The sequence below is a fragment of the Citrobacter sp. Cpo061 genome (genome assembly GCF_030332845.1).
In the GTDB taxonomy this organism is placed as follows: domain Bacteria; phylum Pseudomonadota; class Gammaproteobacteria; order Enterobacterales; family Enterobacteriaceae; genus Citrobacter; species Citrobacter portucalensis.
The window spans coordinates 125,509-141,968 of sequence record NZ_JAOWHB010000019.1 but is presented as its reverse complement, the minus strand read 5'-3'; the positions used below and the strand labels follow the sequence as shown (position 1 = coordinate 141,968).

The following is a 16,460-nucleotide window of genomic DNA, read 5'->3' as shown; positions in this document are numbered from 1 at the left end:
GGCGCTGACGCTTCTCCGGCCTACAAACGATTACGTTCTGTAGGCCGGATAAGATGCCATCTACAGGCGTGTTACTTAATAAACGTAAAGGCTGTCGTGACGCGTTTCACGCCGCTTACCCGGCTGGCGATATCCGCCGCCGCCTTCGCTTCACGCTCGGTCACCAGACCTAACAGGAACACTTCTCCGTTCTCTGTCGTTACTTTCACGTTAGAGGATTTCACCTGATCGCTGGTCAGTAACTGGGAACGTACTTTGGTGGTTATCCAGGTATCGTTGGACGCATCGCCCAGACCGATTGGCTGGCCCTGACGGATCTCATTAAAGACCTCAGTCGTACCTTCTACGCCCATCGCAATCTGTTTTGCACGTGCAGACAGTTCGCTATTCGGCGACTGGCCGACCAGCAGCACTTTACCCTGATATGCGCTCACGTTGATTCGCGCTTCTTTCTTGATCTGGGCATCTTTCGACAACGCCGTATTGACGCGTAATTCCAGGGTACTGTCATCAACCTGGGTGCCGACACTACGAGGATCCGTCGCGGCTTTAGTCCCGACAGCTGCAGTTCCAACAACGGCGGCAGCGACACAGCCTTGCAGCAGCAGTGTAGCGATAATCACAGCAAGCGGCGAAAATGCCTTCATGTGTACTCCTTAATCATCCTGGTGAGGGAAAAGCGTGTTATCGATAAGATCGCAAAGGCAGTTGACCGTCAGCATGTGCATTTCCTGAACGCGGGCGCTGTGGTGTGAGGGTATACGGATTTCAACATCCTGTGGCCCCAGTAATCCGGCCAGTTCCCCTCCGTCATACCCGGTCAGCGCGACGATTGTCATGTCGCGTGTCACGGCGGCTTCAACGGCTTTTACGATATCGCGGCTATTACCACGCGTAGAGATTGCCAGCAGAACATCACCTGCATGTCCCAGCGCACGGACTTGTTTTGCATAAACTTCGTCGTGCAGGCGATCGTTGGCAATCGCAGTTAAGACCACATTATCAGTGTTTAGTGCAATCGCAGGTAAACTTGGGCGTTCTGTTTCAAAACGATTGATCATGCTGGCAGCAAAATGCTGTGCGTTGGCAGCGGACGTCCCATTACCACAACAGAGAATTTTGTTGCCATTGAGCAGGGACTGAACCAGCGTCATGGCGGCACGGGAGATTGCATCCGGAAGTGCTTCAGCCGCAGCTATCTGAGTTTGAATGCTTTCTGTAAAGCAGACTTTAATTCTATCTAACACGCTAATCCTTAAGAACCAGGCTCTGAATCTTCAACTATGAGCGGTCGTTGAACGCGTCCTTAAACCACTCAACATCATTTCCGGTGAAGGCTAACACATCGAACCGGCAATCCACAGTATCAAAACTCCCATTGTGGCGCGCAAGCCACAAGCGGGCGGTCTGTAATAATTTGTGTTGTTTGCTCCGGGTCACACTCGCCGCCGCACCACCGAACTGTGCTGAGCGTCGGTAGCGAACCTCAACAAATACGGTGGTGTTGCCTTCACGCATTATCAGGTCGATTTCGCCACCACGTTCACGCACGTTGGCGGCGATAAAATGCAGTCCCTTGCTCAGCAGCCAGTCACGCGCGGTGGATTCCCACGCGTCACCGGTCTGTTTACTCGTTAACTGGCAGGGACGACTTGTCCTTGCTGGTATTTGAGCCATGATAACTTCCTGTTAATCACACAATCCTGCGTTGCGGTTAAGGCCCCGGTATTGCCGTTAATTTCGAAACCCTGCACCTGACGCATTTGCGAGAAGTGGTTGGCAAGCGACCAGGCATCGACACCCATGGCATACATACGCGCCAGCGAGTAGTCGTTACGAACCGCGCCAAGCGCCTGCTGCATAAGAGGCGCATTAGCGCCTGCCAGCATCGGAATTTCGCTGTACTGCAAGCCTTCCATCTCCAGACGGAAATCCGGGCCGGCAGTGCCCTGCGCACTACGAGAGCTGGCGTACAGCGTTGCTCCGCTCTGACTGCCGTTGCGCATGGCGATCATCGGCTTAATAAATGCAATTTCTTCCGGCGTCGCCAGAATATACACGGCATCAACACGACCGCTGCCGCCGGTGATTTGCGCATCGGTAGGTGCTGCCGGGATGGTCAGACCGCCAATCGTCACGCCGGGTTGGGCTGGCACAGAGGAGGCCACCGGGCTGCCTGTCAGGGAAATCCCCGAGCCGCCGTTGACGCCCATTTTAAGTTCAGCGGTGGAGCCGAACTTCTGCTGCAATACCACGCCGCCACCCAGTTTTTGCCATTCCTGTGCAAAGGCGTTGGCAACGCGATCGCCTAATGAACTCCGTGGAATCAACAACAGCGGCGTCTGTTTTCCCTGATCGCGGATGTGGCGTGCGGCGTCGCGCGCTTCATCTTCTGGCGACAGGGCGAAGTAGCAGACGTTCGGCAGATTTTTCACCGACTCCGGCTGGTTAAGCGCCAGGACGTTCAATGGCGTGTTACTTTTCATCAGCTCTTCAACATTGTTCTTCAACAGTGGGCCAACCACGATGCTGGCGCCATCCTGCTGAACCTGAGTCAGGATCTGGTTCAGCGGCTGTGATGAAGTGTCGTAGATTTTCAGCTCAGCGGATGGATTCGCCGGTGCGCTGGCGGTTGTTGGCTGAGCGGGTGCTGCGGGCTGCACAGCAGGTGTTTCTGGCTGAGCCGGCGTCTCGTTGGTCAGATCGCTTACTGACGCCTGAGACGGGCTGGCAACGCCGTCAGTCGTTTGCGGCTGTTCTGTGGTGGTCGCGGCAGCTGGAACTGCGGCAGGTGCGACAGCAACAGGGGCTGCGACAGGTTGAGTGCCCATGTTTTTCGCAGCTTCAAAGCCTTGCTGAATAGTACGGCCAAATACAGCGGCCTGACCGTTCAGTGGTAACAGCAGGGCGATTTTGCTGGTGGAGGCGGGCTTAAAGCTCTGCACGTTAACCAACTGTGTTGGTAACAGTTTTGCTCCTGGGTTTTGCGGATAACGTTTCTGCCAGTCCGCAATACCAGCTTTCATCATGTCCGGATCGTTACGGTTATCGAACCAGACGCGCTGGAGATCCAGCCAGCCTTGCAGCACGTTTTCATCAGCATTGATGACCAGCGCTTGCGCTTGCTCCTGGGTCATGGACGACAGCGCCTGCCAGGTGGCGTCCATATTTTTCTGCTTAGCATTCGCGGCCAGCAGCGGTTCCTGCGCGATCAGGGCGCGCAGCAGCGTCAGAGACGGGCGACCCTGGTTGACGTCGATTTGCGCTTGCCAGTAGCGTGCCTGTTGGTTTTGATCGAAATCGGCGGGAGTTAACTTATCCAGCAGGGCCTGTGCGCCAGCGACATCCTTCTGCGCGAGCTTAATCTCGACGGCCAACAGTGACTGCTCACGCTGCTGGGTATCGCTTAGCTTCTGCGGTAGCTGGTTAAACAGTTCGATAGCCTGCTGGCTCTTGCCTTCTTTCAGCAGTGCACGAATGGCGAGTAATTGCCAGTTGGTCTTGCTATCATCTGAGCTTTGCTGCATTTGTTGCAGATAAAAGCCGGAATCAGCCTGCGCAGTGCCCTGCATATGGGCTGCACTCTGGTCTGGCGCCTGGGTGCCACAGCCTGCGAAAATCAGTGCTGCCAGAATGACTGGTAGCGCGCGTGCGGCTTTCAAACGAGAAAATGTTGAGGGTACCATACTGTATCCAGTGATATTTTTTTACTCAATGCTCAATATTAAATCGGCAATACGGACGACACAATGAAACAACACGAATCGGCGGATAATTCTCAAGGCCAACTCTTTATTGTACCTACTCCTATAGGAAATTTGGCTGATATTACCCAACGAGCGCTCGAAGTTTTACAAGCCGTTGATTTGATTGCCGCTGAAGACACTCGTCATACAGGATTATTGTTACAACACTTCGCGATTAACGCGCGTCTGTTCGCGCTACATGACCACAACGAGCAGCAAAAGGCTGAAACGCTGGTCGCGAAGCTCAAAGAAGGACAAAACATTGCGCTGGTTTCCGATGCCGGAACGCCGCTGATTAACGATCCTGGCTACCATCTGGTGCGTACCTGTCGTGAAGCGGGGATCCGCGTTGTTCCCCTGCCTGGTCCTTGTGCGGCGATTGCTGCCCTGAGCGCTGCAGGCCTGCCTTCAGACCGTTTTTGCTATGAAGGATTTCTGCCTGCCAAATCGAAAGGGCGTCGTGATGCGATGAAAGCCATTGAGGCCGAGCCGCGTACGCTTATTTTTTATGAATCTACCCACCGCTTGCTGGATAGCCTGGAAGACATGGTTGCCGTGTGGGGCGAATCCCGCTACGTGGTGCTGGCGCGCGAGCTGACCAAAACCTGGGAAACTATTCACGGTGCACCGGTTGGTGAACTGCTGGCGTGGGTCAAGGAAGATGAAAACCGTCGCAAAGGCGAAATGGTGCTGATTGTTGAAGGGCATAAAGCGCAGGAAGACGATCTTCCTGCCGATGCGCTGCGTACATTGGCCTTATTGCAGGCAGAACTGCCGCTGAAAAAGGCCGCCGCGCTGGCTGCTGAAATCCATGGCGTGAAAAAGAATGCGTTGTATAAGCACGCGCTGGAACAGCAGGGAGAGTAAGCCCGATTGCTGATGGCCAAACCGACAAGGGTATGGCCATTAGCTAACACAGTGCTTAAGACTGAGCGGCAGTTTCACTGATTAATAAGCGGTTTGCTGACCCGCATACAGTGATTTTGCTACGCACCACTTCTTTCATCGCATCCATACCGACCCGCATGTAATAGCGGGGATCGTTGCCCTGCGGATTCTCCGCAAACCACGCTTTGACCGCATCGGCAAAAGCGATTTTCAGTTCGGTCGCGACGTTAACTTTGCAAACGCCAAGCTCGATCGTGCGGCGGACGTATTCGTCAGGGACATCACTTGCGCCATGCAGCACCAGCGGAACGTCGACTACCTCACGAATTTCACCCAGCCGCTGAAAATCGATTTTGGGCGTTTTGGTGTACAAACCGTGTGCTGTGCCGATGGCAACAGCAAGGCTATCTACGCCAGTACGCTCAACAAACCGTTTAGCTTCTTGTGGATCGGTGAGGAAGGCGCTTTCTGCATCCACACTCATATCATCTTCTACGCCACCGAGGCGACCCAGCTCAGCTTCCACGCTGCAATCTTTGGCATGGCAAAAATCCACAACGGATTTCACCAGCTTCACGTTTTCTTCAAACGGAAAGTGGCTGCCGTCAATCATTGCGCTGCGCACTCCTGCATTCACTTTACGACGAATGTCGTCCAGCGACTCATGGTGATCGAGGTGCAGCGCCAGCGGTATACCGTAGCTGGTGGAATAAGCGCTGCACAGCGCGTAGATCTCTTCTAGCGCGATATGCTTAAAGGTACCCGGCGTTCCTGCCAGGATCACCGGCGATTGCATTTCATAGCACACTTCAAGGATCGCCTGGATCGTTTCGGCGTTATGAATGTTAAAGGCAGGTACGGCATAACCCTTTTTTTGGGCATCCAGCAGGAGGTATTTCGTGGAAATAATGCTCATAAAACGATCCTTTTAGGCGTTCCAGGGATGAATAACAACGCCCTGTACAACGCGGTTCACAGTGCCGCTGGCAGAAGGCGTATCCGGTGTATTGCCGATATTGATGGATTGCGTCAAAGCAAAAACCTGGGCGTAGATCAGGAAGCAGAACGCCAATTCCATATCGATGAAAGAGCGTGCTGGTGGCAGCAGAATATGTGGGCCTGCTTCAATCACCTCATGGGTTTGTGCGGCAATCGCGACAACCCGCAATGCCTGCCGATCGCGGCGTAACTCTGCCAGCAGATCGAGATCGTATTGACGTGTATACGGATGGCTGGAAACAAAGACCACTACCAGCGTTTCGTTATCAACCAGCGACTTTGGACCGTGACGAAAGCCTGTCGGGGAGTCATAGAATGCGGCCAGTTTGCCTGCAGTCAGCTCCAGGACTTTCAGTGCCGATTCCCGCGCTGCTCCCTGTAATCCACCGCTACCGAGGTAAACGATCCGTTTCCAGGGTTCATTGCCAAATACACCGTCGCTGAAATCGCCCAGCGAAGTCAGAATCGTCTGGCACCGATCGGCCACGTCACGGAAGGTCTGGCTGTTGATTTTCTCTGGGGCAAATACTGCCAGGCAGCTGGCCATCATGGTGGTAATGCTGCTGGTCATGGCGAAGCCACGGTCATGTGTCTCTGCGGGCATTAACAGAGCAAAGGCATTGTCGCTTGCAACTGCGTTTTGATAGAGGCTACCTGCTTCGTTGCAGGTGATCGGCAGGTGATAACACACAGGCACAAACTGATTAGCCAGTTCCACTGCCGCAACGCTTTCAGGGCTGTTACCTGAGCGAGCGAAAGAAATGAGCAGCAGCGGATGTGCGGGATTCAGGTAATCCATCGGATTGGTGACCAGATCGGTGGTCGGCACAGCGCTGATGTTTTTACCGGTATAGCTTGCCAGCCAGGGGGCGATGATGTCGCCAATGAATGCTGATGTTCCAGCCCCGGTCAGTATGATCCGCAGATCGTTTTTGCGCAGTAATGGTGCGAGAAAGCTGTCAATGGCAGATCGAATGTTGTCGATATTCGTAAGGGAACGGATCCAACTGGCAGGTTGTTGACGGATCTCTTCTTCGGTCCAGGTGCCCGTTACCGCGGTAACAGGGGTATAGGTTTCTGGCATAACTTAAGTCCTTAGTCTTGTAAATTCCACATAAGACGCTGGCGAGAATGTCGCTATCTTTCGTTTCGTTTCACTTGTTCATCTCGTCGATTGATTAAAATCTATAGGAAAGAAATCGAAAGAGCAATAATTCAAAATGAAATAAAACGAAATTTGTGATCGTGGGAACGAAAGGTGTGGTTATCTTGTTGATCTATAAGAAGTAGGCTTGTTGTAGGATGGTTAGATATTTACTCAAGCGAAAGGAAAAGAAAGGCCTTGCGATCGAAGACCGCAGGCCAACACGAGACAAAATGAAAGGTCAAAGGGGGAGAGCCTGACCCTGAATCCAGATCTGTTGTAAATGTAGCCCGCTATTGAGCGCGATCGCGTCTGCACGTTTTCCCACTGCTAACGATCCCAGTTGGCGATCGATACCCAACAGACGTGCGGGGTGGAGAGAGGCCATATGAATTGCCTCTTCTGCCGTTATCCCGGTGAGCTCGACCATATTACGTACGGCTGCGTCAACCGAGAGCGTGCTACCAGCCAGGCCACCGGAAGCGGTACGCACAATACCACTGTGCATTTCCACTTCCTCACCGCAGAGCGTATAGCGTCCGTCTGGCATTCCTGCAGCCTGCATGGCATCGGTGATCAGCACCAGCCTGTCTTTGGCGCAACAGCAGCAGAGTTTCATGGCCGCCGGGTGGACATGGTGTCCGTCAGCGATAAGTTCCAGCCAGGCGCGAGAGTCGGTTAATCCTACGCCAACCATTCCTGGCTCCCGATGATGTAAGCCGGTCATACCGTTATAGCAGTGAACCAGTCCGTCAGCGCCGGCGTCAAAGGCTGCGCGGGTTTGTTCCCAGGTCGCTGCGCTGTGTCCCAACATCACCCGTACGTTGCGCTGCTTCAGATGTTCGATGGCCTGCAATGCACCGGGTTTTTCTGGTGCCAGCGCAACGACGCGCAATGTTTGCTGGGAAATCGCAATCAGTTCATCCAGTTCACTGAGTTCCAGTTCTCTGAAAAGCTCAGGCGGGTGCGCCCCTTTATTCTGCGGCGTAAAGTACGGGCCTTCAAGATAACTGCCCAGCACCTGTGCGCCTGGCCCTCCGGAATGGTAGCGATGGGCGATACGCTCAAGCGCCTTGTGAATATCCGGTAATGGAGCGGTGACGGTAGTGGGTAGCCAGTTGGCTACCCCTTCACGTGCTTTGTGCATCGCCAGTTTGTCGAGTGTATCCGGTGCTTCATCCATCACATCGGCACCCGCGCCCCCGTGTACGTGGGTATCAATGTATGCCGGACAGAGCAGTTCAGCATCGCGGACCATAACGCCGGAAGGAATTGGCTCTATTGCCGCAATGATACCGTCTTCAATATGCAATTGATGATCGTCCAGCCAACCCTGTTCGGTCAGTAGACGTCTGGCGCGCAGTAGCAGTGTCATATCCCTTCCTCAACGGGCTTTTCCTCACGGCAGCGTCCCAGCTCGTCCACCAGGCTGGTTAAACCCCGGTGCCCGCACTCCAGCGCCTGCAAACGAAACGCTTCGCTGCTCAGGTCGTCGCGCTCCAGCACCATCTCCAGTAGCAGTTGTAGATTGGTACCGGTGATCACTTCAGTACCTTGCCTTTGCATGGCTAGTGTGGAAGCGACGCGAAATGGCGTTCCGCCCAACAAATCAGTCAGAAACACGATGTCTTGCTGCGCATCCAGTTCACCCACCGCCTGTTCAAGTTGTGAGGTGAGCAAGGCAGTGGTTGAGGTTTCCGGAAAGTCGATGGCAATGAACTGAGTCTGCTCACCCAGAATCTGTTTCATTGCTTTTTCCATTCCGCTGGCAAACCCGCCATGACCCGTCAAAATAATACCTAACATCTACAACCCCTTATATTTACAGGAAATGACAGAACTTACCTACGACGCCGAGCACCACGGTAATGGCGATAAGGCGCAGAGGACTCCAGCCACGGCGGACCAGCCAGAACATGGTTAATGTGTAGACCAGCGGCAAAAAAGCAGGCATCAGCTTGTCTATCACGTCTGTTTGCAGTTTCACTACCGCATCGCCAGCAGTGATTTCCAGCGTAGTGCTCAGGCGAACATAGGTCGCTACCAGCGCACCAATCACCGTCATCCCAACGATGGATGCCGCATGTCCAACCTTTTTGGTGTTAGCTTTAATCAGCGGAATGGCAGCAACGCCCATTCGATAAGCATAGTGTGCCAGCCCAAAGCGCAGACCAAGATGAACCACGTTGAACATAACAATAAAGACAACTGCGCCAAGAATAGAGCCTTGCAGCGCCAGACTGGCCCCGATACCGCCGCAAATAGGCAGTAACGTTAACCAGAACATGGCATCGCCGATGCCGCCAAGCGGCGCACCCACGGCAATCTTGGTGCTTTGAATACTGTTCACATCCTGCTTGGAGCGTTCCATCGCCAGGATAATCCCGATAACAAACGTGACCAGGAACGGGTGCGTGTTGAAGAAGCCCATATGGCCTTTCATCGAACGCGCCAGATCGCGCTTATTGGTATGGATCTTTTTCAGAGCAGGTAACAGGCCGTACAGCCATCCTGATGCCTGCATACGTTCGTAGTTAAAAGAGGCCTGCAACAGCATTGAACGCCAGGCAACACGGTTGATATCTTTTTTCGTCAGCTCGGCACCGATATTCTGGTCTTCGTAGACGTTTTCATTGGTGCCGGACAGCAGCGTTTCTTCGGTTTCGGAAACGTTCGGCAGAGCCGTTTGATTAGATGCCATCTTCGAATTCCTCTTTTTGTGCTGCGGGAGTTGTAGGTTCAGGTGATTTACGCAGAAAATCGATCAGCGCCATTGCCAGTGCTGCGGCGGCGATCGCCAGCACAGGGAGTTTGAGCCAGGCTGCTGCTACAAAACCCAGGATGAAGTAGGGGATATAGACGTTTTTCATCATGATTTTCAGCAGTACGGCGAAGCCGATAGCTGGCATGATGCCGCCTGCCACACCCAGGCCGTCAATCAGACGCGTCGGCAGAACATCTATCGCGGTTTTGGCATGTTCCGCGCCAAAGTAAATCGGCAGGAACGCGCATAAAAAGTAGAAGGTCCCCAGCGCGAGCAACGCCAGATAGTTGACTCGCTCAATCCCGGCGGTATCGGCATTCGCTGCCATGCGATCGCAGCGAGCCATCACCCCGGACATCACAGAGAACAGGAAGGTAATCCCCATCTGTACTGCTACGGCGAACGGTACCGCCACACCTACGGCAACTTCAGGTTTCACTCCGGTCGTTATGGCAAACGTGGTTCCCACGATAGTGCCGATAATCACGTTTGGCGGTTGAGCTCCCGCCAGTGGGGCAAGACCCATCCACACCAGTTCCAGCGTACCACCTGTTAAAATACCGGTATGCAGATCGCCCAGAATCAGGCCGACCAGCGGCCCGAGAACAACCGGGCGGTGCATGTGCGTTAACCCATTGAACATATCCAGGCCTGCAATAAAGGCGAGAATACCCAACGCAAAAGCCTGCAACAGACTGATTTCCATTGTGAATCCCTCAGAGAAGTTTATAGAGGTCCTGGGCGGGTTCTGTTGGAACGCCCTGAACGAAGCATTCCACTCCAGCGGCTTTGAGCCCGTTGAACGCCGTAATATCTGCAGCGTCTACAGAAACCGTTTTGGCGATTTGTTGCTTGCCGTTGGCGTAGTGCATATTGCCAACGTTGATACGGTTAACAGGAACACCGCCTTCGACCAGACGGAAGAAATCCGCAGGCGATTTGCAGACCAGCAGAATTTTCTGGCGATCGGCGGCACGGTGAATATTGTCGATCACTTTTTGTAGTGACCAGAAGCGTACGGCGATCCCTTCTGCCAGTACCATTTCCATCAGGTTTTGCTGCACTGGATCTTCAGCCACCTCATCATTAGCGACCAGCACCAGGTTTGCCCCCGCAAACCCGACCCATTGCACACCAACCTGACCGTGAATCAGACGTTCATCAATGCGACTTAATACAATGTTTGGCATGGTATTTTTCTCTTTTTTGTTATGCGTTACGATCTGGAGCACCCAGGCAGGCGCAGTGATATTGCTGCAGTATGTCCTGAATATGGTTAATGATGAGTTCTCGCGGCGTGGCGCTGAGATCTCCCTCGCGCACTTTTACGTACTGCAAAGGTAAATACTGGCTAATCAGCGGTAGTGGAATGGGGTCGTCCGCCAGGTTACGTACCAGACGTTCAAATGCTTCATCAATCTGGCTGTCCGGCCAGTAGTAACGAACCCGATCAGAGTAGCTGTATCCACGGGCCAGACGGCGTGCGTTGCCATCACCGTGATAATGGCTCTGCCAGTACTCTGGTCTATCAAGCATTACGCTTTCCAGCACATGTCGCAGGCCCGAGCTGGCTTTTGCAGGCAGCAATTCTTCTTCAATGGCAGCTAACGAAAACAGCGCTTCGCGCAGGGCGAAGGTAAGCGCGGGTCCCACTTTCAGAATAGCGAAGTGGTCTATCACCAGTTGGCGCAAGGACTGTGGCGTTTGGTAATCGGTAGAATGCGCTTCAAAAACCAGCGTGTCGTAGTCTTCCACCATTTTGCTGAGTGCCACGGCTTTCTGCGGTTGATAATCAATGATGTGCGTGTGGTCGAATTCAACGCCAGGTTGCACGACCAGGGCGATAATACGTGCCCATATACCTTCCAGCCCGCGCTTTTCAAAGGCGTGATAGTGGGCCTGAAGCGTTGCACGTGCGGCATCTGGCGTTGTTACCGCCAGTTCGGTTAACGCTTCGTGTGCGCCACCAGGAACCGGAACTTCTGTGCCAATCACATAGACCAGGTCAGACTCGCCAAAATGTGCCATACAGGTTTCTTCGGCGACTTTGGCCAGGCGTGCGGCGCGCTCAGCGACGATTTCATCCGTCAGTGGAACCGGGTCGTTGGCACAAGACATGCTGCAATCGAGGTGGATTTTTTTAAAGCCTGCGGCGACATAGCTCTTGATCAGATCGTCAGCATTGGCCATTGCCTGTTCCGCAGGCAGATTTTGCCAACGGTTTGGCCCGAGATGGTCTCCGCCGAGAATCAGCATATCCTGAGAAAAATCAAGCGAGTCGGCTAATCGGCAGACAAAACTGCGAAAATCGGCTGGCGTCATACCTGTATAGCCGCCAAACTGGTCAACCTGATTAGAGGTTGCTTCGATCAACAGCGGTGTATGGTTTGCATGGGCGTAGCGTATTGCGGCTTCCAGTACGATTGGATGCGCGGAACAAACGGCATAAATCCCATTTGCCTTCCCCCGTTTATGCTGCTCGACCATTTTAGTTAGATGTTTCACTTTCCTCTCCAGGTCAGATTACTGCGACATCAATCTTTCGTTTTGTTTCATTTAATACTGCATCATGGTGTTATAAAAATAAAACGAAAGATAATAGTTTTCCGATCTGTTTCACAAAAGAAACACAATGAAAGGTTTCAGCGTAAGTTCGTCCGGCTCTTCCCTGCTTGCGGGGCTTGCATTCGCGCAAAAGAAAGGCGTTAATAGACAAAACGAAATAAAACGAAAGGTTCAACTAAAGGATTTCTTATGAGTAACACCGAGCCCTCTGCAGACAAGCGCGTTATTGGCACCAGCGAAAGACGTGAGCAGATCATCCAGCGGTTACGGCAGCAGGGAAGCGTTCAGGTTAACGATCTCTCCTTATTTTTTGGCGTCTCCACGGTCACTATTCGCAACGACCTCGCTTTTCTGGAAAAGCAGGGGATTGCGGTACGTGCCTATGGCGGAGCGCTGATTTGCGAAAGCAATGCGCCTGTTGTGGAGCCTTCTGTTGAAGATAAGAGTTCACTTAATACGGCAGTAAAACGCAGTATTGCCAGAGCCGCCGCAGAGTTGATTCAACCGGGACACCGCGTGATCCTTGACTCCGGTACCACGACCTATGAAATTGCCCGCCTTATGCGCCAGCATACTAATGTCATTGCTATGACCAACGGTATGAATGTCGCCAATGCGCTACTGGAAGCCGAAGGGGTTGAGCTGCTGATGACCGGCGGTCATTTGCGTCGTCAGTCACAATCGTTTTATGGCGATCAGGCTGAGCAGTCGCTACAAAATTATCACTTCGACATGCTGTTTCTTGGCGTTGATGCTATTGATTTAGAGCGTGGTGTTAGCACGCACAACGAAGATGAAGCGCGTCTCAACCGTCGGATGTGTGAAGTGGCTGAACGTATTATTGTTGTTACCGACTCGACGAAGTTTAACCGCTCCAGCCTGCATAAGATCATTGATACCCAGAGGATCCATACCATCATTGTTGATGAAGGTATCCCAGAGGAAAGTTTGCAGGAACTACGCCGCAGCGGTGTTGAAGTGATCATTGTTGAGTAGTCCCGCTCTAAAATTCAAAAATGTGATCCCATTCAATTAAACAAAAACAAACCATAAGCGAGCTTTTTTAGTAGCTCGCTTTCGTTTTTTGCATGCTTCCCGTCTCTTTCTCGCATCTTACCCGTTTTGAGTCTTTTCATTTTTTCGGTTTTCTTCGTTTCGGTTTGCTAAAACGAAAGAAAATAGTCAGTTTTGGTTAAATTAAACGCTGAGTCTGTGCGCACAAATTCACCTTATTGCTTCTGATGTAATATATTCAAAAGAAAACGAAAGTGCTAAAGCGCTAAAACAAAACAACATGAATATTTGATGGAGCAATAGAAATGCTGGATAACTTAAGACGTCGCGAGCAAATAATTGATCTGCTGTGCGATCAGGGTAGCGTTCGTGTCGAGCCACTGAGCGTCCATTTTGGTGTGTCATCGGTCACGATCCGCAACGACTTACGTTATCTGGAGCAGAAAGGATGCGTCATGCGCTCCTACGGCGGTGCGGTTCTCAATCAGCACTTTGCCCTTGACCGGCCTTTGCAGGATAAGGACCGGCTGAATCGCGATGTGAAAACGCGTATTGCCGAAAAAGCAGCCAGCTTTGTAAAAGATGGTGACACGTTAATCCTCGATTCCGGTTCGACCACCACGCTCATTCCTCCAATGTTAAAGAATCGCCGCGATCTGGTGGTGATGACCAATGCGCTCAACATTGCGTGGGAGCTGGCGAATTTTGAGCGCGTAGACGTCATGATCCTGGGAGGGAACGTCAGGCAAAGCGTCTATTCATTGTATGGCCCTTCAGCAGAACACCAGCTCAGACAATACCGGTTTGATAAGCTTTTTTTGGGCGTTGATGGATTCTGCTTGGAAGCAGGGATAACCACGCCACATCCGGGAGAAGCGCATCTGAATCAGGTAATGTGTGAGGTTGCACAGGAGGTCACGGTAGTCGCTGACTCCAGCAAGTTTGGCCGCAAAAGTTTCTGTATGATTAGCGAAATCAGCGGGATTGATCGGGTGATTACCGACAGCGGTATCCCTGAAAATTATCACCGGACGTTAATCCAGCTTGGGGTGGATGTGGTGATTGCGGATGAATAACTGAAATTGCTGGCGAGATTTTCTCGCCAGCAGTGTTTTAGTGGGTCAGCGTACCCTGTTCAACCAGCAGCAATGCGGCACCGCGAACCCCGCTGGATGCACCATGGATGGCCGGGAATACGCGGGCAGGCTCTAATCCCGGGAACAAGTAACGTGACATGGCCTGCGGCAGTAACGTATAAATTTCCTCGATGTTGGAAACTCCACCGCCGAGAACAAAAGCATCGACATCCAGAATCAACTGCAATTGCGCCAGCGTACAACCCAACATATCAATCCATGCTTCTATGGTAGTAACGGCGCTGGCATTGCCATGACGATAATGCTCCAGCAGGGTCTCCATTTTGAGTTGTTCTCCACTGAAGTGTTTGTGGAGCCACAGTAAACCAGGACCGGATTGATAGCGTTCCAGACACCCTTGTAAGCCACAGCCGCACTTCAACTCCGGCAGGTGATAACGACGCATAAACGTTGCCGGAAGCGGTAAATGGCCGAACTCACTGGCCATTCGGTTGCGACCCCGATACAACTGACCGTCAATGACTAACCCTCCACCCATGCCGGTGCCAATAATGGCACCAAAAATTCGGGAGAACTGGCGAGCCTGCTGGGTATGGGCTTCCGAGAGTGCAAAACAGCAGCAGTCATTGTCCAGTTCAACCGAACGATTGAGGCGGTGGGCCAGATCGTTCATCACCTGGCGTCCTGTGAGGCAAGGCACGTTAGATGACAGTAATTTTCCGGTATGTCTGTCCATAAGACCGGGCATGCCGATGCCAATTTTTCCTTGCGTTCCAGTCGCCCAGTCGGCGGTATCAATAAGTGAAGTAAAGGTCGAAAGAAAGAGTTCATAATCCTGCACTGGCGTGGCGACGCGCTTACGCCAGCAAACCTGCATTTCCTTATCAAAAGCGACAATTTCAGTTTTGGTTCCACCAATATCAACACCGTAAAACATGCCTCATCTCCTCCGGCTTCACAGCGTAACCAGACAGTTTTCCTTGCGAGCGCGCTCTGCGGCAAAGACCATTAAGTGACTTTCCAGTGATTCATCCGGGCCAGAAAGGATCATATTTTGATCGTTGGCCATGACTGCGTGGATGAAGCGATCCATCAGGTAGTAATCGCCACCACCATGCCCCCCCATCTGGGTTTGTGTGCCAGCGGCGATCTCCTCGATCTGATGCACTGTTTCTTTGTCTGTCAGGAAATCAAACACCCGGATCTGCTCGCCATCGCCTTCCAGATAACCTCTGGTACCAAACAGGCGCGTTTTTCGATCTTCCATTTTGGTAAACGCGGTCATGGTAAAGGTCACTGTCTGCTGGTGGGCAAAACGTAAGTTAACAACCTGATGATCCACCACATCATTATCACAACGATAAACGCAACGACCATAAGGCCCATCGCGCAGCGCCTGGCGAACATTCTCTTCGCTAGGATCTGCAGTCAGCACCCGACGGAAGTGTGGAGTGCATTTGTGGTTTTCACCCAGATAAATTTTGCAGGCAGACCAGGGACAGGTTGATTCAACCTGACAATCAAGGCAGCGGTCGGCGGCACCAGCAGGCTGATTCTCTTTCACAAAGTGACTCAGGCTACCAAATGATCCTACGTCCTGGCAGTTGTCGCTCATGATGTAGCGGATCCAGTCCAAATCATGACAGGATTTCTGTAACAACATAAATGACGATTCTGCTTCATTGCGCCAGTTACCACGTACAAACGAGTGCGCCTGATGCCAGTAACCTACGGGTTCGAGATGCTGCATGCTGACAATATCGCCAATTACGCCATCATCAAGCAGTGATTTCAGCTTTTGCGTATAGCGGGTGTAACGCAGGACGTGCGCGACGGCCAGTAATACGTTGTTGCGTTTGACCGCATCAATAATGATCCGGCAATCTTCTGGCGTAGGGGCGAGCGGTTTTTCCAGCAGAATGTGATAGCCGAGATTAGCAAATGCCACGGCAGGATCTTTGTGCATATTATCCTGCGTGCAAATAAGTACCACATCGGCCATTTTGGGTTGGGCCGCAGCTTCTTGCCAGTCGCAAAACACGTTATTTGGGTCAATCTTATGCTGTGCGACAAACTGCTGGCGGTATGCCTCTCTGGGCTCGGCAACGCCTACCACCTGCATTCTGTCTGGATGTTCAAGCGCATAGCGAGAATATATTTCTCCGCGCGCACCAGCCCCTACCACTAATACGGTCACTTTATTCGCACACATATAAACCTCTCATTTTTCACTTAGCCTGAAT

17 protein-coding genes are annotated in these 16,460 nt (G+C 52.3%); 3 read left to right on the top strand and 14 right to left on the bottom strand.

The features are described from left to right. Positions 1-71: 71 nt before the first annotated feature. The 4 genes from dolP to OGX97_RS01960 are packed head-to-tail and all read right to left on the bottom strand — an operon-like array spanning position 72 to position 3,686. Positions 72-647 carry a division/outer membrane stress-associated lipid-binding lipoprotein gene (dolP, locus tag OGX97_RS01975; RefSeq protein ID WP_279850786.1) on the bottom strand — a complete coding sequence of 192 codons (576 nt, stop codon included), beginning with the start codon at positions 645-647 and terminating at the stop codon, positions 72-74. 9 nt (positions 648-656) lie between these two features. Beyond that, positions 657-1,247, bottom strand: coding sequence for a DnaA initiator-associating protein DiaA (diaA, locus tag OGX97_RS01970; RefSeq protein WP_003024948.1), 591 nt, complete (start codon positions 1,245-1,247; stop codon positions 657-659). Between the two features lie 34 nt (positions 1,248-1,281). Beyond that, a complete protein-coding gene (locus tag OGX97_RS01965; RefSeq protein ID WP_279850787.1) occupies positions 1,282-1,677 on the bottom strand; it encodes a YraN family protein in 396 nt (131 codons plus the stop codon). Then, positions 1,635-3,686: a penicillin-binding protein activator gene (locus OGX97_RS01960; RefSeq protein WP_100271868.1), complete on the bottom strand. Its 2,052-nt coding sequence runs from the start codon at positions 3,684-3,686 to the stop codon at positions 1,635-1,637. Before OGX97_RS01960 ends, OGX97_RS01965 begins: the two co-directional genes overlap by 43 nt. Positions 3,687-3,749: 63 nt before the next feature. Here OGX97_RS01960 and rsmI point away from each other — a divergent pair, with 63 nt between their 5' ends. After that, positions 3,750-4,613, top strand: coding sequence for a 16S rRNA (cytidine(1402)-2'-O)-methyltransferase (gene rsmI / locus OGX97_RS01955; RefSeq protein WP_003024942.1), 864 nt, complete (start codon positions 3,750-3,752; stop codon positions 4,611-4,613). Positions 4,614-4,668: 55 nt separating this feature from the next. Here rsmI and kbaY read toward each other — a convergent pair whose 3' ends face one another. The 8 genes from kbaY to kbaZ form a co-directional block, all read right to left on the bottom strand. Then, complete coding sequence (gene kbaY, locus OGX97_RS01950; protein WP_016151042.1) at positions 4,669-5,550, bottom strand: tagatose-bisphosphate aldolase subunit KbaY; 882 nt, start codon at positions 5,548-5,550, stop codon at positions 4,669-4,671. Between the two features lie 12 nt (positions 5,551-5,562). Next, a complete protein-coding gene (locus tag OGX97_RS01945) occupies positions 5,563-6,717 on the bottom strand; it encodes an AgaS family sugar isomerase (RefSeq protein WP_279850788.1) in 1,155 nt (384 codons plus the stop codon). Between the two features lie 301 nt (positions 6,718-7,018). After that, positions 7,019-8,152 (bottom strand): N-acetylglucosamine-6-phosphate deacetylase, encoded by a 1,134-nt coding sequence (gene nagA, locus OGX97_RS01940; RefSeq protein ID WP_279850789.1) that lies wholly within the window; start codon positions 8,150-8,152, stop codon positions 7,019-7,021. Then, the gene (gene agaF / locus OGX97_RS01935) at positions 8,149-8,583 is read right to left on the bottom strand and encodes a PTS galactosamine/N-acetylgalactosamine transporter subunit IIA (protein ID WP_008785899.1); all 435 of its coding nucleotides are present in this window, start codon (positions 8,581-8,583) and stop codon (positions 8,149-8,151) included. Before agaF ends, nagA begins: the two co-directional genes overlap by 4 nt. Before the next feature lie 16 nt (positions 8,584-8,599). Then, positions 8,600-9,478: a PTS N-acetylgalactosamine transporter subunit IID gene (gene agaE / locus OGX97_RS01930; protein WP_003024929.1), complete on the bottom strand. Its 879-nt coding sequence runs from the start codon at positions 9,476-9,478 to the stop codon at positions 8,600-8,602. After that, complete coding sequence (agaW, locus tag OGX97_RS01925; RefSeq protein ID WP_235126537.1) at positions 9,468-10,247, bottom strand: PTS N-acetylgalactosamine transporter subunit IIC; 780 nt, start codon at positions 10,245-10,247, stop codon at positions 9,468-9,470. The genes agaE and agaW overlap by 11 nt, the downstream gene beginning before the upstream one ends. A gap of 10 nt (positions 10,248-10,257) precedes the next feature. Beyond that, positions 10,258-10,731 carry a PTS N-acetylgalactosamine transporter subunit IIB gene (gene agaV, locus OGX97_RS01920; RefSeq protein ID WP_003024925.1) on the bottom strand — a complete coding sequence of 158 codons (474 nt, stop codon included), beginning with the start codon at positions 10,729-10,731 and terminating at the stop codon, positions 10,258-10,260. 19 nt (positions 10,732-10,750) lie between these two features. Beyond that, entirely contained in the window at positions 10,751-12,046 is a 1,296-nt protein-coding gene (kbaZ, locus tag OGX97_RS01915; RefSeq protein WP_020996349.1) for a tagatose-bisphosphate aldolase subunit KbaZ, read from the bottom strand. A gap of 249 nt (positions 12,047-12,295) precedes the next feature. Here kbaZ and OGX97_RS01910 point away from each other — a divergent pair, with 249 nt between their 5' ends. Together OGX97_RS01910 and agaR are read left to right on the top strand one after the other, a co-directional pair. Further along, a complete protein-coding gene (locus OGX97_RS01910) occupies positions 12,296-13,102 on the top strand; it encodes a DeoR family transcriptional regulator (protein ID WP_235126539.1) in 807 nt (268 codons plus the stop codon). Positions 13,103-13,425: 323 nt separating this feature from the next. Further along, the gene (gene agaR / locus OGX97_RS01905) at positions 13,426-14,196 is read left to right on the top strand and encodes a transcriptional repressor AgaR (protein WP_003024920.1); all 771 of its coding nucleotides are present in this window, start codon (positions 13,426-13,428) and stop codon (positions 14,194-14,196) included. A gap of 37 nt (positions 14,197-14,233) precedes the next feature. On the opposite strand, the gene OGX97_RS01900 is transcribed toward agaR, so the two are convergent. Beyond that, positions 14,234-15,154, bottom strand: coding sequence for an ROK family protein (locus OGX97_RS01900; RefSeq protein WP_008785896.1), 921 nt, complete (start codon positions 15,152-15,154; stop codon positions 14,234-14,236). A gap of 18 nt (positions 15,155-15,172) precedes the next feature. Beyond that, entirely contained in the window at positions 15,173-16,429 is a 1,257-nt protein-coding gene (locus OGX97_RS01895; RefSeq protein WP_048236827.1) for a Gfo/Idh/MocA family protein, read from the bottom strand. Positions 16,430-16,460 lie beyond the last annotated feature (31 nt).

What these genes read in the sequence shown, in the direction of transcription:
- dolP (WP_279850786.1), bottom strand. Translation starts at nt 647, where the DNA reads ATGAAGGCATTTTCGCCGCTTGCTGTGATTATCGCTACACTGCTGCTG.
- OGX97_RS01965 (WP_279850787.1), bottom strand. Translation starts at nt 1,677, where the DNA reads ATGGCTCAAATACCAGCAAGGACAAGTCGTCCCTGCCAGTTAACGAGT.
- OGX97_RS01960 (WP_100271868.1), bottom strand. Translation starts at nt 3,686, where the DNA reads ATGGTACCCTCAACATTTTCTCGTTTGAAAGCCGCACGCGCGCTACCA.
- rsmI (WP_003024942.1), top strand. Translation starts at nt 3,750, where the DNA reads ATGAAACAACACGAATCGGCGGATAATTCTCAAGGCCAACTCTTTATT.
- kbaY (WP_016151042.1), bottom strand. Translation starts at nt 5,550, where the DNA reads ATGAGCATTATTTCCACGAAATACCTCCTGCTGGATGCCCAAAAAAAG.
- OGX97_RS01945 (WP_279850788.1), bottom strand. Translation starts at nt 6,717, where the DNA reads ATGCCAGAAACCTATACCCCTGTTACCGCGGTAACGGGCACCTGGACC.
- nagA (WP_279850789.1), bottom strand. Translation starts at nt 8,152, where the DNA reads ATGACACTGCTACTGCGCGCCAGACGTCTACTGACCGAACAGGGTTGG.
- agaF (WP_008785899.1), bottom strand. Translation starts at nt 8,583, where the DNA reads ATGTTAGGTATTATTTTGACGGGTCATGGCGGGTTTGCCAGCGGAATG.
- agaE (WP_003024929.1), bottom strand. Translation starts at nt 9,478, where the DNA reads ATGGCATCTAATCAAACGGCTCTGCCGAACGTTTCCGAAACCGAAGAA.
- agaW (WP_235126537.1), bottom strand. Translation starts at nt 10,247, where the DNA reads ATGGAAATCAGTCTGTTGCAGGCTTTTGCGTTGGGTATTCTCGCCTTT.
- agaV (WP_003024925.1), bottom strand. Translation starts at nt 10,731, where the DNA reads ATGCCAAACATTGTATTAAGTCGCATTGATGAACGTCTGATTCACGGT.
- OGX97_RS01910 (WP_235126539.1), top strand. Translation starts at nt 12,296, where the DNA reads ATGAGTAACACCGAGCCCTCTGCAGACAAGCGCGTTATTGGCACCAGC.
- agaR (WP_003024920.1), top strand. Translation starts at nt 13,426, where the DNA reads ATGCTGGATAACTTAAGACGTCGCGAGCAAATAATTGATCTGCTGTGC.
- OGX97_RS01900 (WP_008785896.1), bottom strand. Translation starts at nt 15,154, where the DNA reads ATGTTTTACGGTGTTGATATTGGTGGAACCAAAACTGAAATTGTCGCT.
- OGX97_RS01895 (WP_048236827.1), bottom strand. Translation starts at nt 16,429, where the DNA reads ATGTGTGCGAATAAAGTGACCGTATTAGTGGTAGGGGCTGGTGCGCGC.